The organism is Oscillospiraceae bacterium (assembly GCA_025757685.1).
Classification (GTDB): domain Bacteria; phylum Bacillota; class Clostridia; order Oscillospirales; family Acutalibacteraceae; genus CAG-217.
On the sequence record CP107220.1, the window covers coordinates 1113633 to 1135000 of the forward strand.

At 52.9% G+C, this 21368-nt stretch carries 16 protein-coding genes, 2 tRNA genes and 2 rRNA genes (1 of these 20 only partly in view); 6 read left to right on the forward strand and 14 right to left on the reverse strand.

Annotation, left to right across the window (positions count from 1 at the left end):
• Positions 1–187: 187 nt before the first annotated feature.
• From OGM59_05135 to OGM59_05145, 3 genes are read right to left on the reverse strand one after another with little or no spacing between them, the layout of a single operon-like run.
• Positions 188–1060: a DUF4085 domain-containing protein gene (locus OGM59_05135; GenBank protein ID UYI90094.1), complete on the reverse strand. Its 873-nt coding sequence runs from the start codon at positions 1058–1060 to the stop codon at positions 188–190.
• Between the two features lie 17 nt (positions 1061–1077).
• Positions 1078–1875, reverse strand: a complete 798-nt coding sequence (locus tag OGM59_05140) for an acyltransferase domain-containing protein (GenBank protein UYI90095.1) — start codon at positions 1873–1875, stop codon at positions 1078–1080.
• On the reverse strand, positions 1865–2635 hold the full coding sequence (locus OGM59_05145; protein UYI90096.1) for a hypothetical protein: 771 nt from the start codon (positions 2633–2635) through the stop codon (positions 1865–1867). Before OGM59_05145 ends, OGM59_05140 begins: the two co-directional genes overlap by 11 nt.
• A 208-nt stretch (positions 2636–2843) precedes the next feature.
• Here OGM59_05145 and OGM59_05150 point away from each other — a divergent pair, with 208 nt between their 5' ends.
• Positions 2844–3725: an ROK family protein gene (locus OGM59_05150; protein UYI90097.1), complete on the forward strand. Its 882-nt coding sequence runs from the start codon at positions 2844–2846 to the stop codon at positions 3723–3725.
• A 149-nt stretch (positions 3726–3874) separates the two neighbouring features.
• On the forward strand, positions 3875–4219 hold the full coding sequence (locus OGM59_05155) for a transposase (protein ID UYI90098.1): 345 nt from the start codon (positions 3875–3877) through the stop codon (positions 4217–4219).
• A 26-nt stretch (positions 4220–4245) separates the two neighbouring features.
• Here the strand turns inward: OGM59_05155 and fliB are convergent, their stop codons facing one another.
• The gene (gene fliB / locus OGM59_05160) at positions 4246–5211 is read right to left on the reverse strand and encodes a flagellin lysine-N-methylase (GenBank protein ID UYI90099.1); all 966 of its coding nucleotides are present in this window, start codon (positions 5209–5211) and stop codon (positions 4246–4248) included.
• Positions 5212–5344: 133 nt separating this feature from the next.
• On the opposite strand from fliB, the gene bsh reads away from it, so the two are divergent.
• From bsh to OGM59_05175, 3 genes are all read left to right on the forward strand, one after another.
• On the forward strand, positions 5345–6319 hold the full coding sequence (gene bsh, locus OGM59_05165) for a choloylglycine hydrolase (protein ID UYI90100.1): 975 nt from the start codon (positions 5345–5347) through the stop codon (positions 6317–6319).
• A gap of 325 nt (positions 6320–6644) precedes the next feature.
• Positions 6645–7217: a sigma-70 family RNA polymerase sigma factor gene (locus tag OGM59_05170; GenBank protein ID UYI90101.1), complete on the forward strand. Its 573-nt coding sequence runs from the start codon at positions 6645–6647 to the stop codon at positions 7215–7217.
• 33 nt (positions 7218–7250) lie between these two features.
• Positions 7251–8015 carry a hypothetical protein gene (locus tag OGM59_05175; GenBank protein UYI90102.1) on the forward strand — a complete coding sequence of 255 codons (765 nt, stop codon included), beginning with the start codon at positions 7251–7253 and terminating at the stop codon, positions 8013–8015.
• Between the two features lie 159 nt (positions 8016–8174).
• On the opposite strand, the gene OGM59_05180 is transcribed toward OGM59_05175, so the two are convergent.
• Genes OGM59_05180 through OGM59_05190 form a run of 3 tightly spaced genes read right to left on the reverse strand, consistent with a single transcriptional unit; the run spans position 8175 to position 15569 of the window.
• Positions 8175–12983 carry a leucine-rich repeat protein gene (locus OGM59_05180; GenBank protein UYI90103.1) on the reverse strand — a complete coding sequence of 1603 codons (4809 nt, stop codon included), beginning with the start codon at positions 12981–12983 and terminating at the stop codon, positions 8175–8177.
• An 11-nt stretch (positions 12984–12994) separates the two neighbouring features.
• Positions 12995–15034, reverse strand: coding sequence for a leucine-rich repeat domain-containing protein (locus OGM59_05185; protein UYI90104.1), 2040 nt, complete (start codon positions 15032–15034; stop codon positions 12995–12997).
• Positions 15035–15053: 19 nt separating this feature from the next.
• Positions 15054–15569 carry an RNA polymerase sigma factor gene (locus OGM59_05190; protein ID UYI90105.1) on the reverse strand — a complete coding sequence of 172 codons (516 nt, stop codon included), beginning with the start codon at positions 15567–15569 and terminating at the stop codon, positions 15054–15056.
• Between the two features lie 297 nt (positions 15570–15866).
• Between OGM59_05190 and OGM59_05195 the strand changes: the two genes are divergently transcribed.
• Entirely contained in the window at positions 15867–16406 is a 540-nt protein-coding gene (locus OGM59_05195; GenBank protein UYI90106.1) for a hypothetical protein, read from the forward strand.
• A 109-nt stretch (positions 16407–16515) separates the two neighbouring features.
• Here OGM59_05195 and OGM59_05200 read toward each other — a convergent pair whose 3' ends face one another.
• The 7 genes from OGM59_05200 to OGM59_05230 all read right to left on the reverse strand — a co-directional run.
• On the reverse strand, positions 16516–16971 hold the full coding sequence (locus OGM59_05200) for a GNAT family N-acetyltransferase (protein UYI90107.1): 456 nt from the start codon (positions 16969–16971) through the stop codon (positions 16516–16518).
• Between the two features lie 59 nt (positions 16972–17030).
• Positions 17031–17444, reverse strand: a complete 414-nt coding sequence (locus OGM59_05205; protein UYI90108.1) for a cytidine deaminase — start codon at positions 17442–17444, stop codon at positions 17031–17033.
• Between the two features lie 24 nt (positions 17445–17468).
• Positions 17469–18311: a TIGR02452 family protein gene (locus tag OGM59_05210; GenBank protein UYI90109.1), complete on the reverse strand. Its 843-nt coding sequence runs from the start codon at positions 18309–18311 to the stop codon at positions 17469–17471.
• Between the two features lie 141 nt (positions 18312–18452).
• A 5S ribosomal RNA gene (gene rrf, locus OGM59_05215) occupies positions 18453–18569 on the reverse strand.
• A 64-nt stretch (positions 18570–18633) separates the two neighbouring features.
• Positions 18634–18708 (reverse strand) — tRNA-Glu (locus OGM59_05220).
• Between the two features lie 5 nt (positions 18709–18713).
• Positions 18714–18790, reverse strand: a tRNA-Lys gene (locus tag OGM59_05225).
• 96 nt (positions 18791–18886) lie between these two features.
• A 23S ribosomal RNA gene (locus tag OGM59_05230) occupies positions 18887–21368 on the reverse strand; it runs 353 nt beyond the window's last position.

Consider the following 21368-nt stretch of genomic DNA (forward strand, 5'->3'; position numbering starts at 1 on the left):
TATCGCGCGCATAGAGGCGCCGACTTGCTTCAACATGGCGGCGTAGCGCCTTTGATCCGCCGCCCGCAGCAGATATTTAGATTCAAGAAGTTCGTTCATAAAAATGCAATCAGCAAAACAAGCACAGAGTTTATAGCTTACTATCACAGAAAGTCCGCGTTCTGTAAAGATAAATCGTGTAAACTTTTTACACCTGCTCGGCATGAACGCGCACGCGCATGGGTTTGTACCGGGTCAGCACGGTTTGCAGGGCTTCGGACGCCAACACCTCTTTTACAAAGCTGTCCGGGTCATCGGCGCACACCAGGTCAGAGTATTCCTCCAGCTGCGCCTCCGGCGGATAATAGAAGCAAATGGTCAGCTCCCAGTTGCCGCTGCGAGCACACACCCGGCGGGTAAACAGCAGTTCATAGAACTCCTCGCAAGCCTGGTTGAACACCCCCGCTTCAAAGCGGTACAGGTTCTCCTCAGCGATCTTGTAGCCGCCGATACCCTGCAAGAATTTCCCCAGCGCCTCCGGCGTGGGGGCGTCATAATCCAGCCCCGCCTCCTCGGCGCAAAGGGCGGTAATGCTCTCCAAAGTCTCCGCCATACCGGCCTCGGTACTGTCCGTATAGTCCGTGACCACGCACTCCGCATGGGTAAAGCGAACGGTAAATTCGTACAGCTCGCCCTGATCGTCCCCCAGCAGCGCCGCCAGGCAAAAGGCACCGTCCGCCAAGCTTACTTCCTCGTGAAGCCAGGTCTTGCCCACCGGGTCGCCCTCGCTGCAAGTAATATCTGCATCGTACAGCACCAGCTTCTCCACATCGGAAAAGCTCTCGCTGTTGTCAAAATACAGCACCACCTGGTCATGGCGCGCCGCCACATCGGTGATCACACTGCCGTGGAAGGTCTTGCACACGCACGCCGGCAGCTTGCTTTGAATTTTAGACAGCGCCCGCTGATAGTCCCGCATGGCGTTGTCCGGCTTTTTATTGAATTTTAACTTGCCGCCTGCTGCCCGCTGCTGTTCCTCAGCCAGCGCAGAACGGTACCATTCTTTTGTAAAATACTTCATAATTGCCTCCATGGCCGTTATCGCTCAATATATCCTACGCCCATACCCGGCTGCCCACCGGCAAGCAAATAGGCTTTCAACCGCCGTTGCAGATCCGTCTCCTCCGGGTAATCCTCTGTGCGGCGACACTTGGTGCCAAACACCCGCTCCATGGTCTGCGCCGGGAAAGGCAGGTCGCACACCGGATGAAACAGCGCCGCAAACTGCAAAATATTGCACCCCGGGCGCATAAAATCCTCGTTGCCGCTAAACAGCAGCCAGCTTTCGCTAAAAAAGCAGGTATAGGCATAATCCGGAAACACCCGGTCAAAAAACGCCCGTGCCCGGGCAATCGACAACCGACAGGCTTCCGTCTCCAGGGGCGCGCCCTGGGGAATATGGATATACACCACCGGCGCGCCTACCGTCAGCGGCGCGGTACGGGGATATGCAGCCACCGGCGGCAGCCGATACAGCTGGAATTGCAGCCGCCCCAGGCGAAACAGACGGGCGTCCAAATGATTTTTGATCCAGTGCACATTGTGCAGGCCGCCACCGCCGCAATTGGCGCACCAAATACCGATGTCGCTCATGGTTTCTGCAAACACCGTATCTTCAATGCCCAGTTGCCTGTATTTTTCGTGGGTATCCGGCAGCATAGCCAGCACCACCGCCAGGCGGGTCAAATCGCTGCAGTGATCCAAATAGCCAAAATACTGTCTGGTACGGCGCACCGCCCATTGCAGCCGCCGCGGGTGCGCCTCTATCCATTCGGTGACCAAGCTGCGGGTATCCGCCGGCAAATCCGCCGCACGCAGATAAAAATCATTGATCATTGCTCTTTGTTGCCGCAGCGGTCGGCTTGGCGGTCTGCGGCCGGGTGGTCTCATTCTTAGAGGTCAGACCGGAGGACACAATGTGCGTAATCTTGTAATTCATCTTATACAAGGACAGAGTAGACAGCACATTATTATTTAAGAAGTTGCTGTTGGCGTTCTCATCCTGCACGGTAAAGGTGCTGCCTGCCGGCTCATATTTAATCGCCGCGATCAGTCCCTCTACGCCGTCCACCTCCTGGCCCTCGTAAAACAGATACGTTCCCTTTACGGTGATCACATGGTCGTAATTGGTGGTTTCCTGGGTGGTGTCCTCCGTCTTTGCCGCCTGGGTGGTGGTCTCCTTAGGTTTTAAGCCAAAGTCGTATGTACCGGTAAAGTACAAGGCAGCGCACACAGCCACAGCCGCCACCAGCAACAGGATCAGCACATAGGCGCCCTTGTGGTTCTTTTTCTTTTTACGGAACCGGTGACGCTCAATGGTGGGTGCCTCCAGCTCGTCCTCCGTATGGGTGGCGGTCATTCCGTCCTCCACTGCGTCCGGCTGGTAAGAGGCGTCTCCCTCTTTGTGCACGATCAGCGGGCTGCACAGCACCGGTGCGGTCTGCCCGGCCTTTTCCGTCTGCGGTGCTTCCGCCGCCGGGCTTTCTTCCGCAATGGTCGGTTCCTCTGCTGCCGGGGTCGTCGGCTCCCCGGGGGTTATATCGATCTGTGCCGGTGCTTTTGTTTCCTGCTCCGGGCGCTTTTTTTCTTCATTCATGGGTATTCCTCCAATTTGGTGGTTCTGATTTGATATTACCATAAACAAGGCTTTTTTTCAATTCATATTGTGTTGAAATTTGAATTTTTTGCTGATATAATAACAATCAAGGGGAAACCTGTTTGCCGATGGGTTGTTCTATCCTTTGCGGGACGAGCATACACTGGTACCAAGACCGGCAGGCAACGTTTATAACTGGAGGACGATTATGAACATTCTCACTTTTGACATTGGCGTGACCAACATTCGCTATGCACTGTGCGACGAGCAATTTCGGCTCAGCGATGTGCACACGGTGCCTACACGGGCGCAACAGGGCGGCCAGCAAATTATGGAGCGGCTGCTGGAGATCATCGGTACATACCAGCACATTGACCGGGTGGCGGTGTCCACCGTTGGGCAGGTAGACAGCCAAAACGGCATTGTGGTCTACTCCGCCGGAAATATCCCCTACTATACCGGTATGATGATCAAAAAGCGCATTGAGAACGACACCGGTCTGCCCACCTATGTGGAGAATGATGTGAATGCGGCAGCTCTGGGCGAGGCACACTTTGGCGCCGGACAGGGACAAAAGGACTTTCTCTGCCTGATGTACGGCACCGGAATCGGCGGTGCGCTGTATCTCAACGGGCAGCTTTATAAAGGCTGCACCTCCTCCGCTGCGGAGTTCGGCCATATGATCACCCACGCCGGCGGTTTGGACTGCCCCTGCGGCGGCAAAGGCTGCTATGAGCGATACGCCTCCACCAAGGCGCTGATTGAAAAGGTGCGTACCGCCACAAACAAACCGCTGGACGCTTTTACGATCTTTGAAAAAGAAAATTTGCAGGACCCGGCTGTACGCGCTGTGGTGGACCAATGGATTGACGAGATGATCCTGGGGCTCACCAATTTGATTTATATTTTCAACCCGCCTTTGGTGATCTTAGGCGGCGGGGTCATCAACGAGGACTATATTATTGAGTTGATTGACCGGAAGATCTACAAAAATATGATGGAGAATTACAAAAAGGTGAACATTGTGCGCACCAAGCTGGGCAGCACCGCCGGCCTCCTTGGCGCCGCCTACGCCGCCGCGCAGTTGTAAAGATGGCTTTACCTGTAAGGAAGCCGCACAGACTGCCCGCCGAGATGTATTTGCAAGGCTGTTTTTTCATTACCATATGCACAAAAGAAAGGCGAAACTGCCTGTCTGCACTGGTAGGGGCGGATAGTATCCGCCCGCCGGAAGTTCGCTTGACCCACGCCGGTGCCGTTGTACAAATTGCACTGCAAAAGGTCGAAAAAGTGTATCCCAGCTGCCGCGTGCTTTCCTATGTCATTATGCCCAATCATCTCCACTTCTTGTTAGAGATCCGCCCTGTCACGCAAGGCGGGCGGCAGATTGCCGCCCCTACGGTCATTGGGCAATTTAAGCGACAAGTCAGCCGGGAACTGGGCTACAGCCTGTGGCAAAAAGGCTACTACGACCACATCATTCGCGATGAGGACGACTACTTGAATAAATGCCGGTATATTGAAGAAAATCCGGCTAAATGGGCAGACGACCCATACTATAATAATAGCAGCGCACCTGCATGACTTACAGGTGCGCTGCTGTTTTATTTTTATGTATCCAACCGAGATTTCAGGGCTGGAACGGACAAGCAATCGGCGGTGCGAAGCAGGCGGCGATAGCGCTCCATATTCACATCGCTGTGCTCGGTCTCCTTGCTCCACAGGTGCATCACCCAGCTGTCTGCACCAAAATAAGTGGGCACCAGCACGCCCACCACCGCCATTTTGGCAGCGGAGAGCACATCACCCTCCAGTCCCAAATTCAGGAAGTAGCGAAACAGAAAATACATGGCGATCTGCCGACCGAAATGGCTCTCTCCCACCGGGGCAGTCAGATCACCGGCTGCCACCTTCTCTGGCCACTGGGGATTGATCAGCTCCGGATTTTGGAACACAGAGCGAAAATTCATCTTCTCGGTCGCTGTGGGCAACGCACCGATTTGGCCTTGCAGCTCCTCTGCAAAATCCAGTAATTCCGCCAGGCACCGGGCAAGGGGCTTTGTGCTGTCCTGCACCAGGGCATAAGCGGTCTTGCGTGCCGACAGCAGAGTGAAGTATAACCGGGCGTCAATGTCATTGAGGGTTGGGGGCAGATCGTTCATCTCCTCGGTAAAAGAGAAATCATACTTAGGATCAAACATCATCTCAGCTGCCACCGGGCAACTAAAGGACAGTCCCATCTCCCGCAATGCGCCAAAGTCATTGATAAACCGAGGAAAGGTACGGCAGGTAAAAGGCGTATGCTCCCCGCCGATGGCAATGTGCATATCGCACAGATTCTCGCTGTTCAAAAAGGGACAGCGCTTTTGATCTGACAGGCGAAAAATAGTATTGCCGTACTCATCTTGATCCAAAACAGAAAAGATACGCCGGCGTATTTCACTTTCCGGCAGGGTGTGGTAATACGCCATGGACGCCGGGTCCGCATCCACCTCCCAGCCTTGGCAGCAAGAGTCCGGGCAAGCGCCGGCAATGCACGCAAAATCCCGATAAAAAGCGGGCACACGCAACTTCATACAGATCCCTCCCCATAAATCGGCCTTTATTATATAATGTATGGCCGATCCCGTCAAGCCACCGCGTGCAATTTGAAAATTGCAATGAAAAACTGGGTATGCTATAATGGTAAAAAAGAAAGGAGCCACGCCTATGTGCACAGCAGCAACCTATCAATCGGCCGGTTTTTATTTTGGCCGCACCCTGGATTATGAAGTTTCTTACGGCAACCAAATCGTGATCACCCCCAGGAACTACGCCCTGCGCTTTCGCCACACGGAGGATCAGCCGCACCACTACGCCATCATCGGTATGGGGCTGGTGGCAGAGGACTATCCCCTTTACTATGATGCGATGAACGAAAAGGGCCTGTGCATGGCGGGGCTGAATTTTGTCGGCAACGCTGCGTATTCCGCACCGGGTCATGATAAAGAAAATGTAGCACAATTTGAATTTATCCCTTGGCTACTGGGTCAATGTGCCAATTTGGCAGAGGCCAAAGAAAAACTGCAAAACCTGCAGCTCACCGATACGCTCTTTAACACCGCAATGCCTCGCGCCCAGCTGCACTGGCTAATCGCGGATCGTACCGGCGCAGTGGTCGTAGAGTCTATGGCTGACGGACTGCACCTGTACGACAATCCGGTCGGCGTACTCACCAACAACCCACCGTTCCCGGAGCAAATGCGCCATCTGAGCCTGTACCAAGGGCTGTCGCCCCGCCAGCCGGAAAACAACGCCGTACCCGGAGCAGAGTTACCACTGTTCAGCCGCGGTATGGGTGCCTACGGGCTGCCCGGCGATCTGTCCTCCCCCTCCCGCTTTGTGAAAGCGGCGTTTACCCGGGCAAACGCCAAATCCGCCCGCTCGGAAACTGCCGCCGTCAGTCAGCTGCTGCATATTTTGGGCAGTGTGGAACAACAGCGGGGCTGCTGTCAGGTGGCAGAGGGCAAGTACGAGATCACCCTATACACCAGCTGTTGCAGCGCAGACACCGGCACCTATTACTACACCACCTATGACAATCACCGGATCTGTGCCGTGCGCCTGTCCGGAGCAGAAGCGGACAGCGCCTCGCTGCAAACCTATCCCCTGCAACAAGAACAGGATATTTTATATCAAAACTGAATGAACAAAAGGAAATGCCCCGGCACAAGAATTCTTGCGCCGGGGCACGGTGTTGTGGGGGTCGCCCCCACGCGGCTGGCATCAACCCTAATTCCAATCTTCCATCTTTTCTTTGAACGAGGAAAAAAAGACCCTCTATTATATAGTGTGCCTTTTTGCCAAAATACGCCAAAAAAAAGCAAAAATTTTTCAAAAAAATTTTTTAAAGCGGGTAAGTGTTCATTAACCGCAAAACTTTACCGACAAAGTGTTGACAAAATGAACTGTTTATGGCATATTTCTCTTGTATACAGATGATTTTTTTATTTTTTCCATATGAGGCATTATGATAGAACAAACACCAAACGCGCCGCCGGCAGAAGTCACCGTTCAAAAGACGGTGGAGGACTGCCAGCGCTATCGAAACAAATTGTATTGGCGATGTCGGTTGTACTTCCGGGATTGGCCGGACTACGCGGAGGACTGCGTACAAGAGGCATACATAGAGCTGATGCAAGCGCTGCGTGCCGGCCGTTGCATTCACAATTATGAAGCCTGGCTGTTTAAAGTCGCTATTCTCAAAGGTCAGGTGATGATCCGGGAGGAAAAAATGCGCCGGGAAATGCAATTTGAAAACAGCAGCGACAAAGTGATCGCCATGGAGCAGGCCGGGATCTATCAACAAACATTCCCTTCGGATACAGATCCGGACCCTACGGATGAGGAGATCCGCCGTCGTGCCGTTACAGTTCTGTCCAAACTAAACGACACAGATCGTCGTATTTACTATGAGCATTATGTGCGACGAAAACCGCTGCGGCAGGTGGCAGCCGAACTGAACATGACGGAGAACGCTGTCAGCAAACGCCATGTGCGATTGAAAGAAAAGATCAAGCGATCTATACGATCGCTGAAATAAAATCAAAGAACGAAATGAAAGAGGAAAACCACGATGACTGCAACACAAAAACAAGTAAAGCGGGCACTGTATAACGGACTGCCCAATCTGAGCGATCGGGAGCTGCGGCAGATGATCGACCGGGAGCTGGAAAAAGACAGCAGCCAGATCGATATGAATTATATCGACACTTGCTTTGACTTAATGGAAATGCACGCCGACGGCAAAATCACCGTACAGCCCCGTCGCAAGTGGCTGAAAGCTGTGATTGTAGCAGCCCTGATTGCCGCCGCCACCGTATCTGCCATGAGCGTATCCGCCCATCTGTTCAACTTTAACATTCCGTCCGAGATTGCCCACAAGATCAACGGCAGTGCGCAGATTGACCCCAATCTGGCGGAGGCAGACACAAGCGCCGCCGGCTATGCACTGACGGCAAGTCCGGTTGCCAAGCAACTGGCGGAACTGGGCATCTCCCCGGTGACCCTGCCCCGGCAGTTGGCGCAAAGCCATATTCAGTCTGTGAGCACCATTCAAAGCGACAGCGTCATGACCGCCGCCCAGGTTCTGTTTGAAGCTGACGGCGTCGCCGGCGATCTGACGGTGACCCGGTACGCCACCGCCAATGACTGGGATGGCAAAGACCGGGTGACCGATATTGACAGCGGTAAGCTGGTACACGCCAACGGACTGGACATTCTGATTTTGGCCCGGGACGACAGCTGCACCCTACGCTATCGGGACGGTAACACCGAATACGATCTGTATTTGGAATGCGACGAGGACACAGCCGTGGCATTTGCCGAAGATCTGGCATAAACAGAATCGCCCATACAAGAAGACAGCCTTGTGCTCTGCACCGGCTGTCTTTTTTTGCTGCCGCAAAGCAGAAAAGCAGAACCCTAAAGTCCTGCCTTTCCGCTTATATTGATTTTGACCGTGGGTGCCCCCACTTGTATATCCGGGCCGCAGCCCCGATTACCGAATGACCAGCGGTGTGTAAGCAAAACTGCCGGCTTGCAGCCCCATACACCGCTCCACAAAAATCATATCCCGGGTGTTGATCATACCGTCGTGGTTCATATCCACATAGCTGAGATACCCGGCCTGACCCTGATGGGTGCCAAAGATCAGCTTAAACATATAGTAGTCCTGATCGTCGATCTTGCCGTCCTTGTTCCAGTCACAGCCGATGACCGGCACGCTGCCGCATTGCAGATCCCGGTCGCTGACCACCACATACAGGGTGCGGCTAAAGCCGTAAGCATAGCGCACAGTCAGGGCATAAGTGCCGCTTTTCAGCTGCAGGGAGAAGTTGCCCTTTTCGTCCGTGGTCGCCAGGGTGTAGCCGTTTAGCAGAATATCTGCGCCAATGGCGGCGTGGGTGCCCTTGGTTGCCGCTCGATCCGCTGCCAGCACCACCGTGCCGGTCACGGTGTGGGTCTCCTCCACCGCCGTGCCGCTGCCGGGCAGCACCGTGTAGCTGCTGTCGCCGCAGTTTTGGCAGGTGGTGATGCGCACCCCATCCCGACCGTCTGCCGCCGGGGTCTCGCTAACCACATAGTTGTGACCGGTGGCGGTGGTGTGCCGCTCTTCCAAAATTGCGGAGCAATACTCGCATACACCAATGGCGTAACCGTCATGAGTGCAATCCGCAGCGTACACGGTCAGCCACTGAATATCGCCGTGACCATCCGTGCAAAAGCCCAGATAACCGGCATAAATATCCCGCTTCATGGCGCACAGATCGGCAAACGCGTCTGCGTCCGTGTACAGCTCTGTGGGAATGTTCCGGGTCTTGGCGTACACGGCCGCGTCCGACCCGGCCATGGTGTAAACGGTCAGTGCCGGGCAACGGGCAAACACATGGGTGCGGTTGGTGCCCAGCTGCACATACCGGGTGCTCTGGCTGCCGATGTACACCTCCGTCAGCGCCTTGCAGTCTGCAAATGCGCCCGGATTAAAGGCAGCTACGCTGTCCGGCACCACCACGCCTGTCAGGGCAGTACAATTCCGAAATGCGTAGGTGGGCAGCGCCGTCAGTCCACCGGACAACAATACAGACGCCAGGGCGGTACAGTTCTCAAACACATTGTTGCCCAAGTTGGTAACTGTATCCGGCAGTTCCAGCACTTTCAGCGCAGTACAGCCGGTAAAGGCGCTGGCGCCGATCTGCTGCAAGCCGTCGGTCAGCTGCACATACTTCAGCTTCTGATCGTAGGCAAAGGCTTTGGTGCCAACGGTACGCACGCTCTTGCCCAGCGTGACCTTCTTTAACTTTGCATTACAAGACAGCGCCCAGTCGCCGATGGCGGAGGCGGTGTTTTCTGTATAATCCCCCTTGCCGGTTACAGCGGCATAGAGCGTGGATTTATCCTTAGAATACAGCCCGCTGCCGTCTGCGTACAAATAGGGGTTCTCACTGCTGACGGTCACCTGCTCCAGGTTGCCGTTGCCGATAAACTCGGCGGCAAAGGCCTTGGTGTAATCGGCGGGGTAGCCCTTTTTGATTTCATAGCCGATCCGCTGCACCTGCTTGCCCAGGGTCACACGCTTGACCTTATCCGTCTGGGCTGCCAAGAAGTGCATACTCAGGGCGGTGGCATGGTCGCCCACCACCACAGCCAAGCCGGCAGTATTTTCGCCAATGCGGCGGAAGCTGTTGTAGCCCTCCACAGAGTAGGCCACGCCTGCGCCGGGGATCATAGGCTTTTGGCCGCCGTAATAGGCCAGGTGGCAAGCCACCATATCTGCGTTGGTCAGCGCGTTCACAGCACTGTCCAGAGTCAGTTGGTAACAATTCACCGCGTTGTCAAAAGCGTAACTCTCCACCTGGGTTAGCCCGCTGCCCAAGGTGATCTTTTCCACATTCAGCAGTCCGGCAAAGGCACGACTGCCAACGGTGGTTACACTATTAGGCAGAGTCAGGAACACCACGGAAACCGCATTTTGAAACGCATTGGGGCCGATGGTGACCACGCCTTCGTCAAAGGCAATATCCTTGACACCGGTACAGTCTGCAAAGGCGTAGGCCGGTACTTCCGTCAGCCCGCTGCCGATCTCGATCCCGGTAGCGCCGGTACAGTTACGGAATGCACCCACGCCCAGTCGGGTCACACGATCCGGCAGGCTGATGGCTGCCAGAGCGGTACAACCGGCAAAGGCCTCACGGCCGATGGACACGGTGCTGCCCAGATCTAAATTCGTCAGCGCCTTACAGTCTGTAAAGGCGCGATCGTCGATCACAGCCGCCCCTTTGCCCAGGGTCAGATCGGTCAGCCCGGTGCACCCGGCAAAGGCGGTGGAAGTGATCTTGGTTACCGCCGGCAGTTCCAGGAACTGCAAGGCTGTGCAGTTTTGAAACGCATGGTCGCTAATGGTGGCGGCCAGGGGCAGATCTACCGTTTGCAGTGCCGTACAATCGGCAAAGCTGTTGGCGCCGATCTTGGTCACAGCCGGCAGGCTGACACTTTTCAGCCCGGTGCAGCCTACAAAGGCACCCGTGTTAATATTGGTCAGACTGTCCGTTGCCGTTACCTGCTCCAAGGTGGTGATTCCGGCAAAGGTCTCGCCCAGGTTCTTCACGCCATTTAGCAGGTGCACAGAGCGCACCCCCGCCTGCTTATATTTCCAAAGTTGGCCGTTTGTAAAATAAAAGCCCTGCTTCGTCCCCACATTGGTGGCGTTGGTAGACAGTGCGCCGGTGCGCTTGTCAAAGTACCAGTCGCCGTCGCCCACAGTACCATACAGGTAATTTTCCTCGTTAAAGTCCGTGTCCTCCGGGCCGATCATTTTATACTGCAGGTCGTTTTCCTTAGCATAGCGAATGGCCTCGCTGGCCGCCGGCGCAATGACATTCACATCGTCCATTTTGAACACGGTCACATTGCCGTCGCTCTCCGAGGCGGTAAAGCCCAAGGGATACTTGCCCATCTCCGTCAGACTCATAGGCAAACGGAAAGTGGCATGGCACCCGGCAAAGGCGTAATCGCCCAAGGTTTTGATGCCGCTGACCACAGATACTTCTGTGAGCGCGCTGCCTGCAAAAGCCATACGGCCCATCTGCTGCACCGTGTTGGGTACCACCAGCGAAGTCAGCCCACTGGTATAAAAGGCATAGTCCCCAATGCTCACCAACGACTCCGGAAAATCAATGGAAGTCAGCGCCGTGCAGGCACGAAAGGCGTTGTCCCCAATGCGGGTGACGTCCTCATTCAGCTCCACCGAGGTCAGCTTACGGCAATTGCGGAATGCACCGTCGTTGATTTCCGTTACATCTATACCGGTAGCTACCTTTTGCAGAGCAGAGTATTCAAAGGCGCCGGGGGCAATGTATAGCCCCTGGGGAATATCAAAGGACTGGATCTGCGTGTAAGCAAACACATCGGTGGGCAGGGTCTCCACACCGCCCAGACTCCAAATTTCTTGCAATGCACTGTGTGCAAATGCGCTTTCGCCCAGCGTTTTTACCGTAGTGGGCAAATCCAGGATTTGAATACCGGTATTTTGAAATGCCTCTTCGCCGATTTCCGTAATGCCGGCAAAATCGAACTCCGTCAGCGCCTTACAACCGTCAAAAGTAGAGGTGGGCAGCGTTTTCAAGTTTTCAGACAGCCGCACCTGCGACAAAGACGAACAGCCCTGAAATACGCCCTCACCCAGTTGGGTTACGCTATTGGGCAGCGTAATTTCCTTCAGCTTTGTACAGTTATAAAAAGCAGCGTCTTGAATGGTGGTCAATGTATTCGGCAAGTCCACCTGCGTCAACGGACAATCTGCAAACATCACCGGTGCCAATTCGGTGATTCCTTCTTCTACATGGACAATTTCAATATTGCTGCCGCCAAACACCTTTTCACCCACATGCTTTAATGAGCCGGGCAGCGTTAGCTCCTTCAGCACCGTACAGCCGCTAAATGCCGAACCTTCAATAGTGATCAAACCCTCCGGCAGTTGTAAATCCGTTAAATGCATGCAGTTAAAAAATGCAGCTTTGCCAATGGATTGCAAGCCGACAGGCAGACTGACCCGCTCCACATAGCTGGCATAGAACATACGTTCCGGCACAGCCGTTATGGTCGTCGGCAGCGTGGCGCTGACCATGGAACGGGTCTGCTCAAAAGCACCGCTTCCAATGGAACGTACCGTATCCGGAAGGATTGCATTCTTGATACCGGAGCGATAAAAAGCCTTGTCTCCGATTCTTTCCAGCTGCGGCGGCAGTTCTACATCTAATGACTTACAACCGCCAAAGGTCCGCTTGCCGATTTCTGTTACGCCTTGCGGCATATTCAGCGTTTCCAGCCAAGTGCAGCCGTCAAACATCCCGTCTCGCAAGGTATGCATACCGGCAGGCAGGCGAATTTCACACAGATTACTGGCGCCTTTGCAGCTAAAGTTTTCTGCAGTCAAGCTGTCCGGCAAATAGATGGTATTCGTTTCGCTGTCGGCAATCGAATATACGGTAGCACCTTCCGGACCGATGGCAGTAATGCCTTCTTCTACAACCAACTGAGATACGCTGAATGCGTCCAGCATGTTCACTGCCGTTGACCCATCCGCACCCAATACCTGACCGGAAAACCGACCGGAGCCGCTGACCGTTAAGGTCCGGGTATCGTAATCATAGGTAATCGCAACATCTGCATTTGTAGGGTCGGTACAGGCAACAACATCCGTCTGCGCCTCTGCAGCCAAGGCTTGCAGGGGCAAGGCGGACAGCGTCAACAACAGACACAAAAGCAATGCCGTCCATCTCCGCCAATTCATTTTTTGTTTTGCGTTCATTTTGCCCCTCCTTAATCGTCTATACCGGGAATCACTTCCGGCAGATCCTGTTTCAATTCCACCTTGATCTGATTGGCCTTGGCGTACTGGTACGGGGTAGTGCCCAGATAGCACTGCACCACCAGCCGATTAGAGTTGTACAGCGCCTGCTCCTCCATCACCGGGGACAGGCAGTTAAAGCGCACATCACGCAGCAGCACGCTGTACAGCGCCTGCTTGCCGATATACTTGACTGTGCCGGGCACAGTGATGGCTGTGGCCTTGCAGCTTTCAAAGGCACCGGCTTCGATCCGTTCCACGCCCTCCAGCAACACAATGGTCTTGGCGTTGGTGGCACGAAAAGCCTCCTGCGGTACAACGGCAATGCCGGACGGCAGCCGTACTTCGGTTAGGCCCGGACAATAGGCAAAGGCCCGCTTACCAATGGATTTTATGCTTTGCGGCAGGGCACCGATTTGCAGCTGCCGACAGAAGTAAAACGCATTTTCTCCGGCAACCTCCAGTTGTGCAGGAAATGCAAAAGTAACAGCTTGGCAATCCGAGAACGCGTAATCCCCGACCCGGCGCAAATGTTCAGTTCCGGTAACGGTTTTCAAACGACCGCAGCCTTCAAAGGCCCAACTGCCGATTTCTGTCACCTGACCTTGCAACCGCACGGACTCCAGATGCGTGCAATCGTTGCAAAGCCCCTCCGGGATGACAGTCACACCTTTGCCCAGGCGCAGACGTTGCAACGCCGTTTCGGCAAAAGCGCGACGACCGATGTGGGTTAAGCTGTCTCCGGTTTCCGCTTCTGCCAATGCTTTACAACCTGCAAAAGCTTCTTCACCTAACTGCTGCAGCTTCGGCAGCTCCGCTTGTGTCAACGCCGTACAACCGGCAAAGGCTTTTGCTCCGACATAAGTCACATAGGGCAGCTCAACGGTAGTTAATTCCGTATGCTTTCGGAATACCTCATCCGCAATGGCAAAAATACGGTTACCGTCTACCACATTGCAAATCAGCTCTTTTGCTGTTCCACGGTAAGCGGTGATGTACGCCCCCGCCTTGCAAAGCAGGTAGTCGTACCGATCCGTTTGGCAAATGGTACTTTCTCTTGTTTCTTCATTGGGTCGCACGGTAATGGGTATTTCTACCAAAAAGCCCTTATACAGAATGTGCAGGGTCACATCTGCCGTGCGGTTCATATTCACCTGGGTGGTGTAAGTGCAATTCTTCAATGCCACCGGTTTCGTGGTGCCGTCACTCCAGTCTGCCGTTAAGGTCAGGCCGTCGTAGCTGAGCTGTTCGCCGTAAATGTAGTGGCTCTTAAAACTTTCGCCCAACTGGGCATTAAATTCAATCACACGCACAGCCTTGGTGGTCTCCTCCGGTCGATCCGGCTGGGTGGGCTTGTGGTGCACATTATCACCGGTCAGTTTCTTGGTGGTCGGTTCTTTCTTGGTGGTGCTCTCCTGCTCCCGTTCCGTGGGAGTGGTCGTGGTGGGTTGCGTGACGGCCGTCGCCGTGGTGGTTTGCTCCGGTTGACGGGTAGCGGTTTCTCCGTTTGCGTTTGCGGTGGTACGCTCCGGCGCCGTCGTGGACTCGCTCTTTTCCGTGGTGCCGGGCACAGTGGTTGGCTCGTCAACATCGTCCTCGCCGCCAATGATTTCCGGCCCCAGCACAGAGGCGGAAATCGCCTTACCGATATGCTCTAAAATGTTGTAATCAAACGCAGCGTCTACCATGGCGTTTACACTGATGGTGGAGGCTAGAATCGCCGCAGCGATCAGCGCACCTCGCGCCGCACCGTTCAGTCGAGCCGTATTGCCAGCCTTGCGCTGAATCAAGTGCAAAAACGCTTTATCCTGCATCAGCGGCACCATCACTGCCAAATGGTCCCGATCCTGCCGCATTTCCAGCAGCGCGTCTACACACTGGTCGATCAGGTCGCAATTCATTTCCGCTTCCGGTCTCTGCATTTCTTCATCGATCACCGTCTCTAACAGACGGATAAGATCGTCCTGGTTCACTTTTTCTGCAATGATTTTGTCAATATGCAGTGTCGCCATAACGCGTCCTTTCCGGGAGTTAAAACAGCTGGTTTAAGATCTCCCTTAGTTTTTTTCGCAGCCGATGGAGCCGCGTGGTCACTGCCGGCACGCTCATATCCATGCGTGCGGCAATGTCTTCAATCTTTAGATCCTCTATGTAACGCATCGAGAACAGGGCTGCGTCCGTGTCTGACAGAGCGGCACTGATCTGGCGGGAATACTCCTCAAAGGTCAGTCGCTCATCCTGATCCGCATTCTGGGCAGGAATTTCAATCACCTCGTCCAGAGTGATACAGTTTTGCGCCCGCTTTTGCCGGTCAAACTGCTTTTGCACCAGGTGATCCGCCGTGCGGTACAAAAACGCCCGGGGCGCTGTGAATATCTCGCCGGTGCGCAGCCGCTTATAATAGACCACAAAGGCCTCTTGCGCCACATCCTCACTTTTGTGCGGATCGCCCAATCGAGAGAGCGCATAGCGGTAGATTGCCGTGTAATACTTGGCGTACCCCTCTTGCAGCAAATCGTCTGCTTTCTTTTTCTCACTGCCTGCCAAATCGTGCCACCTCCTTTCAGCCGCCTTCCACTTAGTAGTCCGTTTGGCGGGTCAAAACCTTACACCCTTTTGGTATTTTTTTGCAAAAAAAGTGTCTCGTCTTATTGTACCATATTTTGACCCCTTTTGCCTACTGTGGGCACTGCATTCTGCCGCATTTTTCATTTAATGAGAGTTTTTCACAATTTAGCGCATATTTCGACAGACATCGACGGTACCGGCAAGATATAATGCAGTTGTAGGGACAACCCCCTGCACCGTGCGCTTTGGCACAAAAAAAGAAAGAGGTGTACCAAAATGAAAAAATGGATCCATTCGGTGATTGCCGTTCTGCTGGCGAGCATTTGCCTGCTGCCCAGCGCGGCCTTTGCTGCAGACAACACAGACACCGTACCGGAGGGCGGCTACATTGCAGCCGATCCCACAGAGGACGATGTGATTTTTACCCAAGAGGATTTGCTGATCTTGGACGCTGCCGAGGATTACGGCGCCACCGCAACCGGCGCCCGCACCAGCGGATTGATCACATCTGCCACGCTGAAGTTCGCCATGAACAGCAACACTATGACCATCAGCGGGCTGACCAAATGTGTGTCCGGTGTAAAGAAGTGCGGCTTTACCAAGGTAGTGGTTATGCGCAGATTGAACGCCAGCTACACCTGGTCGCCCTACAAAACCTACAAAGACCTGTATAAAGATGGCACTACCTACAGCCTTTCCAAAAAGTTGGTGGTCAACCCCGGTTGGTATTATTATGTTGAGGGCGTGCATTATGCCAAAAAGAACGCCCTGTCTACCCAAAAAATCACTTCAGAAACCGGCGTTAAAAAGGTTTAACGCCCATCTGTCTCATTCCTCCCCAACGCCAAAGCCACAAAAACAAAACACACCGGGTGATCCGGTGTGTTTTTTATTATCATTCCGTATCTAAAAGACGCGAATCGCGTCAGTCCGTTTCTTTCACCTGTTTTTCCAATACAATCCTTTGCTCCTGCATGCCCAAGGATTTATAAAACGCCAATGCCGGCGCATTAAACGCCCATACCATCAAATCCATTCTTTCAGCACCGATCTCGCTTGCAGTGTCCTGGATTTGCCTAAATAACCTTGTGGCAATGCCCCGCCGACGGAATGGTTCAAGCACAAAGATGGCGTCAATATAGATAGACCGGACCGTCCGGTCTTTGATGGTTGCAAGGGCTATACCTGCAATTTCTCCGTTTTCAGCAAATGTCAGGGCAATTTTGTTCTTGTCTTTAAGCATCGCCTTGAATTCCTTTTTAGTAATCGGATGCGCATTTTCAGAATAAAAATCGCTCCTGTTTTCAACATGAATTTTATGCAGCGCCGCCATCATCGGTTCCACTTTTTCAAAATCATCGATCGTCAATTTCCGTATCATAATACCTCCAAAAAAGCAGCTGCTCAAAACTTTCGTGTTCGTCCCGTTTGTTTAATCCATCAATAAGGAAACGGCATTAAATCCCTGAGGTGCACAACGGTGCCGTCGTTATCCACCACCACTTGTATATCGTTTGCATGACTGAATTGCTCCATAAATTCTCGGCAAGCGCCGCAAGGCGGCAACACTTTTCCGTTTTTGTTCACGGCAATCACCATGTCAATATCAAATTCGCCTGCGGTAATCATTGTGGACAAGGCATTTCGTTCAGCGCACATGCCCAAAGAGCAATCGGTGTCCACGCACACCCCTGTGAAAATACGACCTTGCTTTGTGCATACAGCTGCGCCGACACCGCCGGAACACATTTGTTCACTGATCACCTGGGGAACTGCAACGGCTTTTGCCGCCAGATATAGCTTTTGAATTTGCTCATCCTGTATCGTATGATGACTGTATTTTTTCTTAATCATTTGCAACACCTATAAATATGGTTTCTATCCTTGCTCCTGCCCAAGTATCTTGGAAAACACATTATAATTATCGTCGGGCTTTCCATTACTTTTAATGGCAAAAACGACTTTAGAAAAACTATGTTTATAAAGTTCTTCTTGCAGCACTTCACGAAAGGCCCGGGCCACCAATTCCGGCGGATTGCGAAAAGCACCGCAGCCGAAGGCGCCTAATACAACCGTGGTAACTTGGTGTTCCATGGCCACACGGCATATTTCCCGAATCCGCGACATAAATAGGGCTTTCAAATCGCTCGGTGTAATATGCACCGGCTCACCAAGATATGGTGCAGCGCAAGTGAGCACATCCACCCGGAACCATTGCTCCCTGGGTAATAACTGCGGCACCGGCTGATCGTCTTTGAAAACCACTACTTCCGGCGTATAGACCACACGGTCCGTAAACAGATGATCCGCCCGATTGCGATGAAATTGATAATACTCCGCCTGGGCACAGGGTGCAAAAAGGCAGGGATACAAATTACTACTACGGCACAAACATTCCTCTTGAGCCATAGCGCCATGCTCTACGCCACCACCAGCGTAATGGGGATTAGCGAAGTTTAGCACCGCAACTCGCTTCTGCTCATTTCCATTGCGTAGATACTTGCGCGCTGCAGAAAAGGTGGTATCAGCTACCACTTCCACATCACACGAATCAAAGTAAAGCCATTTGCCAAAATAAGCAGCCTGATTATTATCCCAAAATACAGGATACACCACAGTATCAGCCTTGGACTTCATTGTTTCAGCGCGCAGAAATGGGTCCGTTTGGATACGGTGCATTGTATCGTTAAAGCAATCTATAAGCTGGTGCGCATTAGCCATAATGATCCCTCCACCAATCATTATAGCGAAAACAGAAATATACCGCAATATACAAACAGCAGATGAGATAAAAAAAGCGTGGCACCGGCCACGCAAAAGTAAAAATATAAGAAAAAGCCTCTCACAAAAGTGAGAGGCTTATGTCGGCACAGACCTATTTTTCCAGGCAGTCGCCCGCCAAGTATCTTCGGCACGAATGAGCTTAACTACCGTGTTCGGGATGGGAACGGGTGGACCCTCATCGTAATAAGCACCGACTGACTGTGATGAAAAAGTCACAGTATTTGAAGAAATGACCTGTTGGCAATACCTAAGGTCAAAATGGTGACCCGTAGGAGAATCGAACTCCTGTTTTCGCCGTGAGAGGGCGATGTCTTAACCGCTTGACCAACGGGCCACTGATGGTACACCATCAGGGACTCGAACCCTGGACACCCTGATTAAGAGTCAGGTGCTCTAGCCAACTGAGCTAATGGTGCATAGCTCACATCATTCAAGGCATATACCCTGAAAACTAAATACAGATAAAGCGTAGTGGAACTCTAACAATTGCCTGACACATAATCTAACTTGTTAAGGTCAAGCCCTCGACCTATTAGTACTGCCTAGCTAAATATGTCACCATACTTACACACGCAGCCTATCAACCTCATAGTCCATAAGGGGTCTTAACTGTAAACAGTGGGATATCTTATCTTAGGGAGGGCTTCACGCTTAGATGCTTTCAGCGTTTATCCCATCCGCACATAGCTGCTCGGCCGTGCCATTGGCATGACAACCGATACACCAGCGGTGCGTCCATTCCGGTCCTCTCGTACTAGGAACAGCGCCCTTCAAATATCCTACGCCCACGACAGATAGGGACCGAACTGTCTCACGACGTTCTGAACCCAGCTCGCGTACCACTTTAATCGGCGAACAGCCGAACCCTTGGGACCGAATTCAGCCCCAGGATGTGATGAGCCGACATCGAGGTGCCAAACCTCCCCGTCGATGTGGACTCTTGGGGGAGATCAGCCTGTTATCCCCAGGGTAGCTTTTATCCGTTGAGCGACGGCATTTCCACTCACATACCGCCGGATCACTAACTCCAACTTTCGTTACTGCTCGACCCGTCAGTCTCGCAGTTAGGCTCACTTATGCGTTTGCACTCTAAGGCATGGTTTCCGTCCATGCTGAGTGAACCTTTGAACGCCTCCGTTACTCTTTTGGAGGCGACCGCCCCAGTCAAACTGCCCACCTGACAATGTCCCCCAGCCAGATTCATGGCTGCAGGTTAGAATCTCAATACTTTAAGAGCGGTATCCCAAGGGTGACTCCGCCAACACTGGCGTGCTGGTTTCCAAGTCTCCCGCCTATCCTGTACATAAAATACCGAGACCCAATATCAGGCTACAGTGAAGCTCCATGGGGTCTTTCCGTCTTGCCGCGGGTAACCGGCATCTTCACCGGTACTACAATTTCGCCGGGTGCGTTGTTGAGACAGTGTCCAGATCATTACACCATTCGTGCGGGTCGGAACTTACCCGACAAGGAATTTCGCTACCTTAGGACCGTTATAGTTACGGCCGCCGTTTACTGGGGCTTCAATTCGGAGCTTGCACCCCTCCTCTTAACCTTCCAGCACCGGGCAGGTGTCACCCCCTATACGTCATCTTACGATTTAGCAGAGAGCTGTGTTTTTGATAAACAGTTGCCTGGACCTATTCACTGCGGCTCACTCGCGTGAGCACCCCTTATTCCGAAGTTACGGGGTCAATTTGCCGAGTTCCTTAACAACGCTTCTCCCGATGGCCTTAGAATCCTCTTCCTGACTACCTGTGTCGGTTTGCAGTACGGGTACCCTGCTTATATACACGAAGCTTTTCTCGCCACCATCCAAGCATGCTTCCCTACTTATTTTCGGTCCCTTACGCCCGGGTCAACCAACGCCCGGGTCATGCCCTTCAAATGTGTCCCTTCGCTTAAATGCAAGGTAGCTACGGAATCTCAACCGTATGTGCATCGACTACGCCTCTCGGCCTCGCCTTAGCTCCCGGCTAACTAGAAGCGGACGAACCTTCCTTCTAAAACCTTAGTCTTTCGGCCATTATGATTCTCACATAATTCTCGCTACTCATTCCGGCATTCTCACTTGTGTAAAGTCCACCGCCGCTTTCGCTACGACTTCACCCCTTACACAACGCTCTCCTACCAACATACAAATGTATATTCCCAAGCTTCGGTGTACAGTTTAGCCCCGTTAAATTTTCGGCGCAAAATCACTCGACCAGTGAGCTATTACGCACTCTTTGAATGAGTGGCTGCTTCTGAGCCAACATCCTGGTTGTCTGCGCAATTTCACATCCTTTTCCACTTAACTGTACTTTGGGACCTTAGCTGTGGGTCTGGGCTGTTTCCCTTTCCACCACGAAACTTATCTCACGTAGTGTGACTCCCAATCATTCATTATCCGCCATTCTGAGTTTGATAGAGTTCAGTAAGCTTTCGCCCCCTAGCTCATTCAGTGCTTTACCTGCGGTAATGTTAATTGAGGCTAGCCCTAAAGCTATTTCGGAGAGAACCAGCTATCTCCGGGTTCGATTGGAATTTCTCCGCTAGCCACAAGTCATCCCCTACCATTTCAACGGGAGTGGGTTCGGCCCTCCATGGAGTTTTACCTCCACTTCAGCCTGCTCATGGCTAGGTCACCCGGTTTCGGGTCGAATACCACTGACTAAAAACGCCCATTTCAGACTCGCTTTCGCTTCGGCTGCACTCCTGAAGAGCTTAACCTTGCCAGTGACATTCACTCGCCGGACCATTCTACAAAAGGTACCATATCACGCATTGACGCGCTCTATGTGCTTGTAGGCACAAGGTTTCAGGTTCTATTTCACTCCCCGCCAGGGGTTCTTTTCACCTTTCCTTCACAGTACTATACACTATCGGTCATTGGAGAGTATTTAGGCTTGGAGGGTGGTCCCCCCGTCTTCCCACCGGGTTTCACGTGTCCGGCGGTACTCTGGATCCAGCTGGCTAACTTTAGTTTTCGTGTACGCGACTATCACGCTCTGT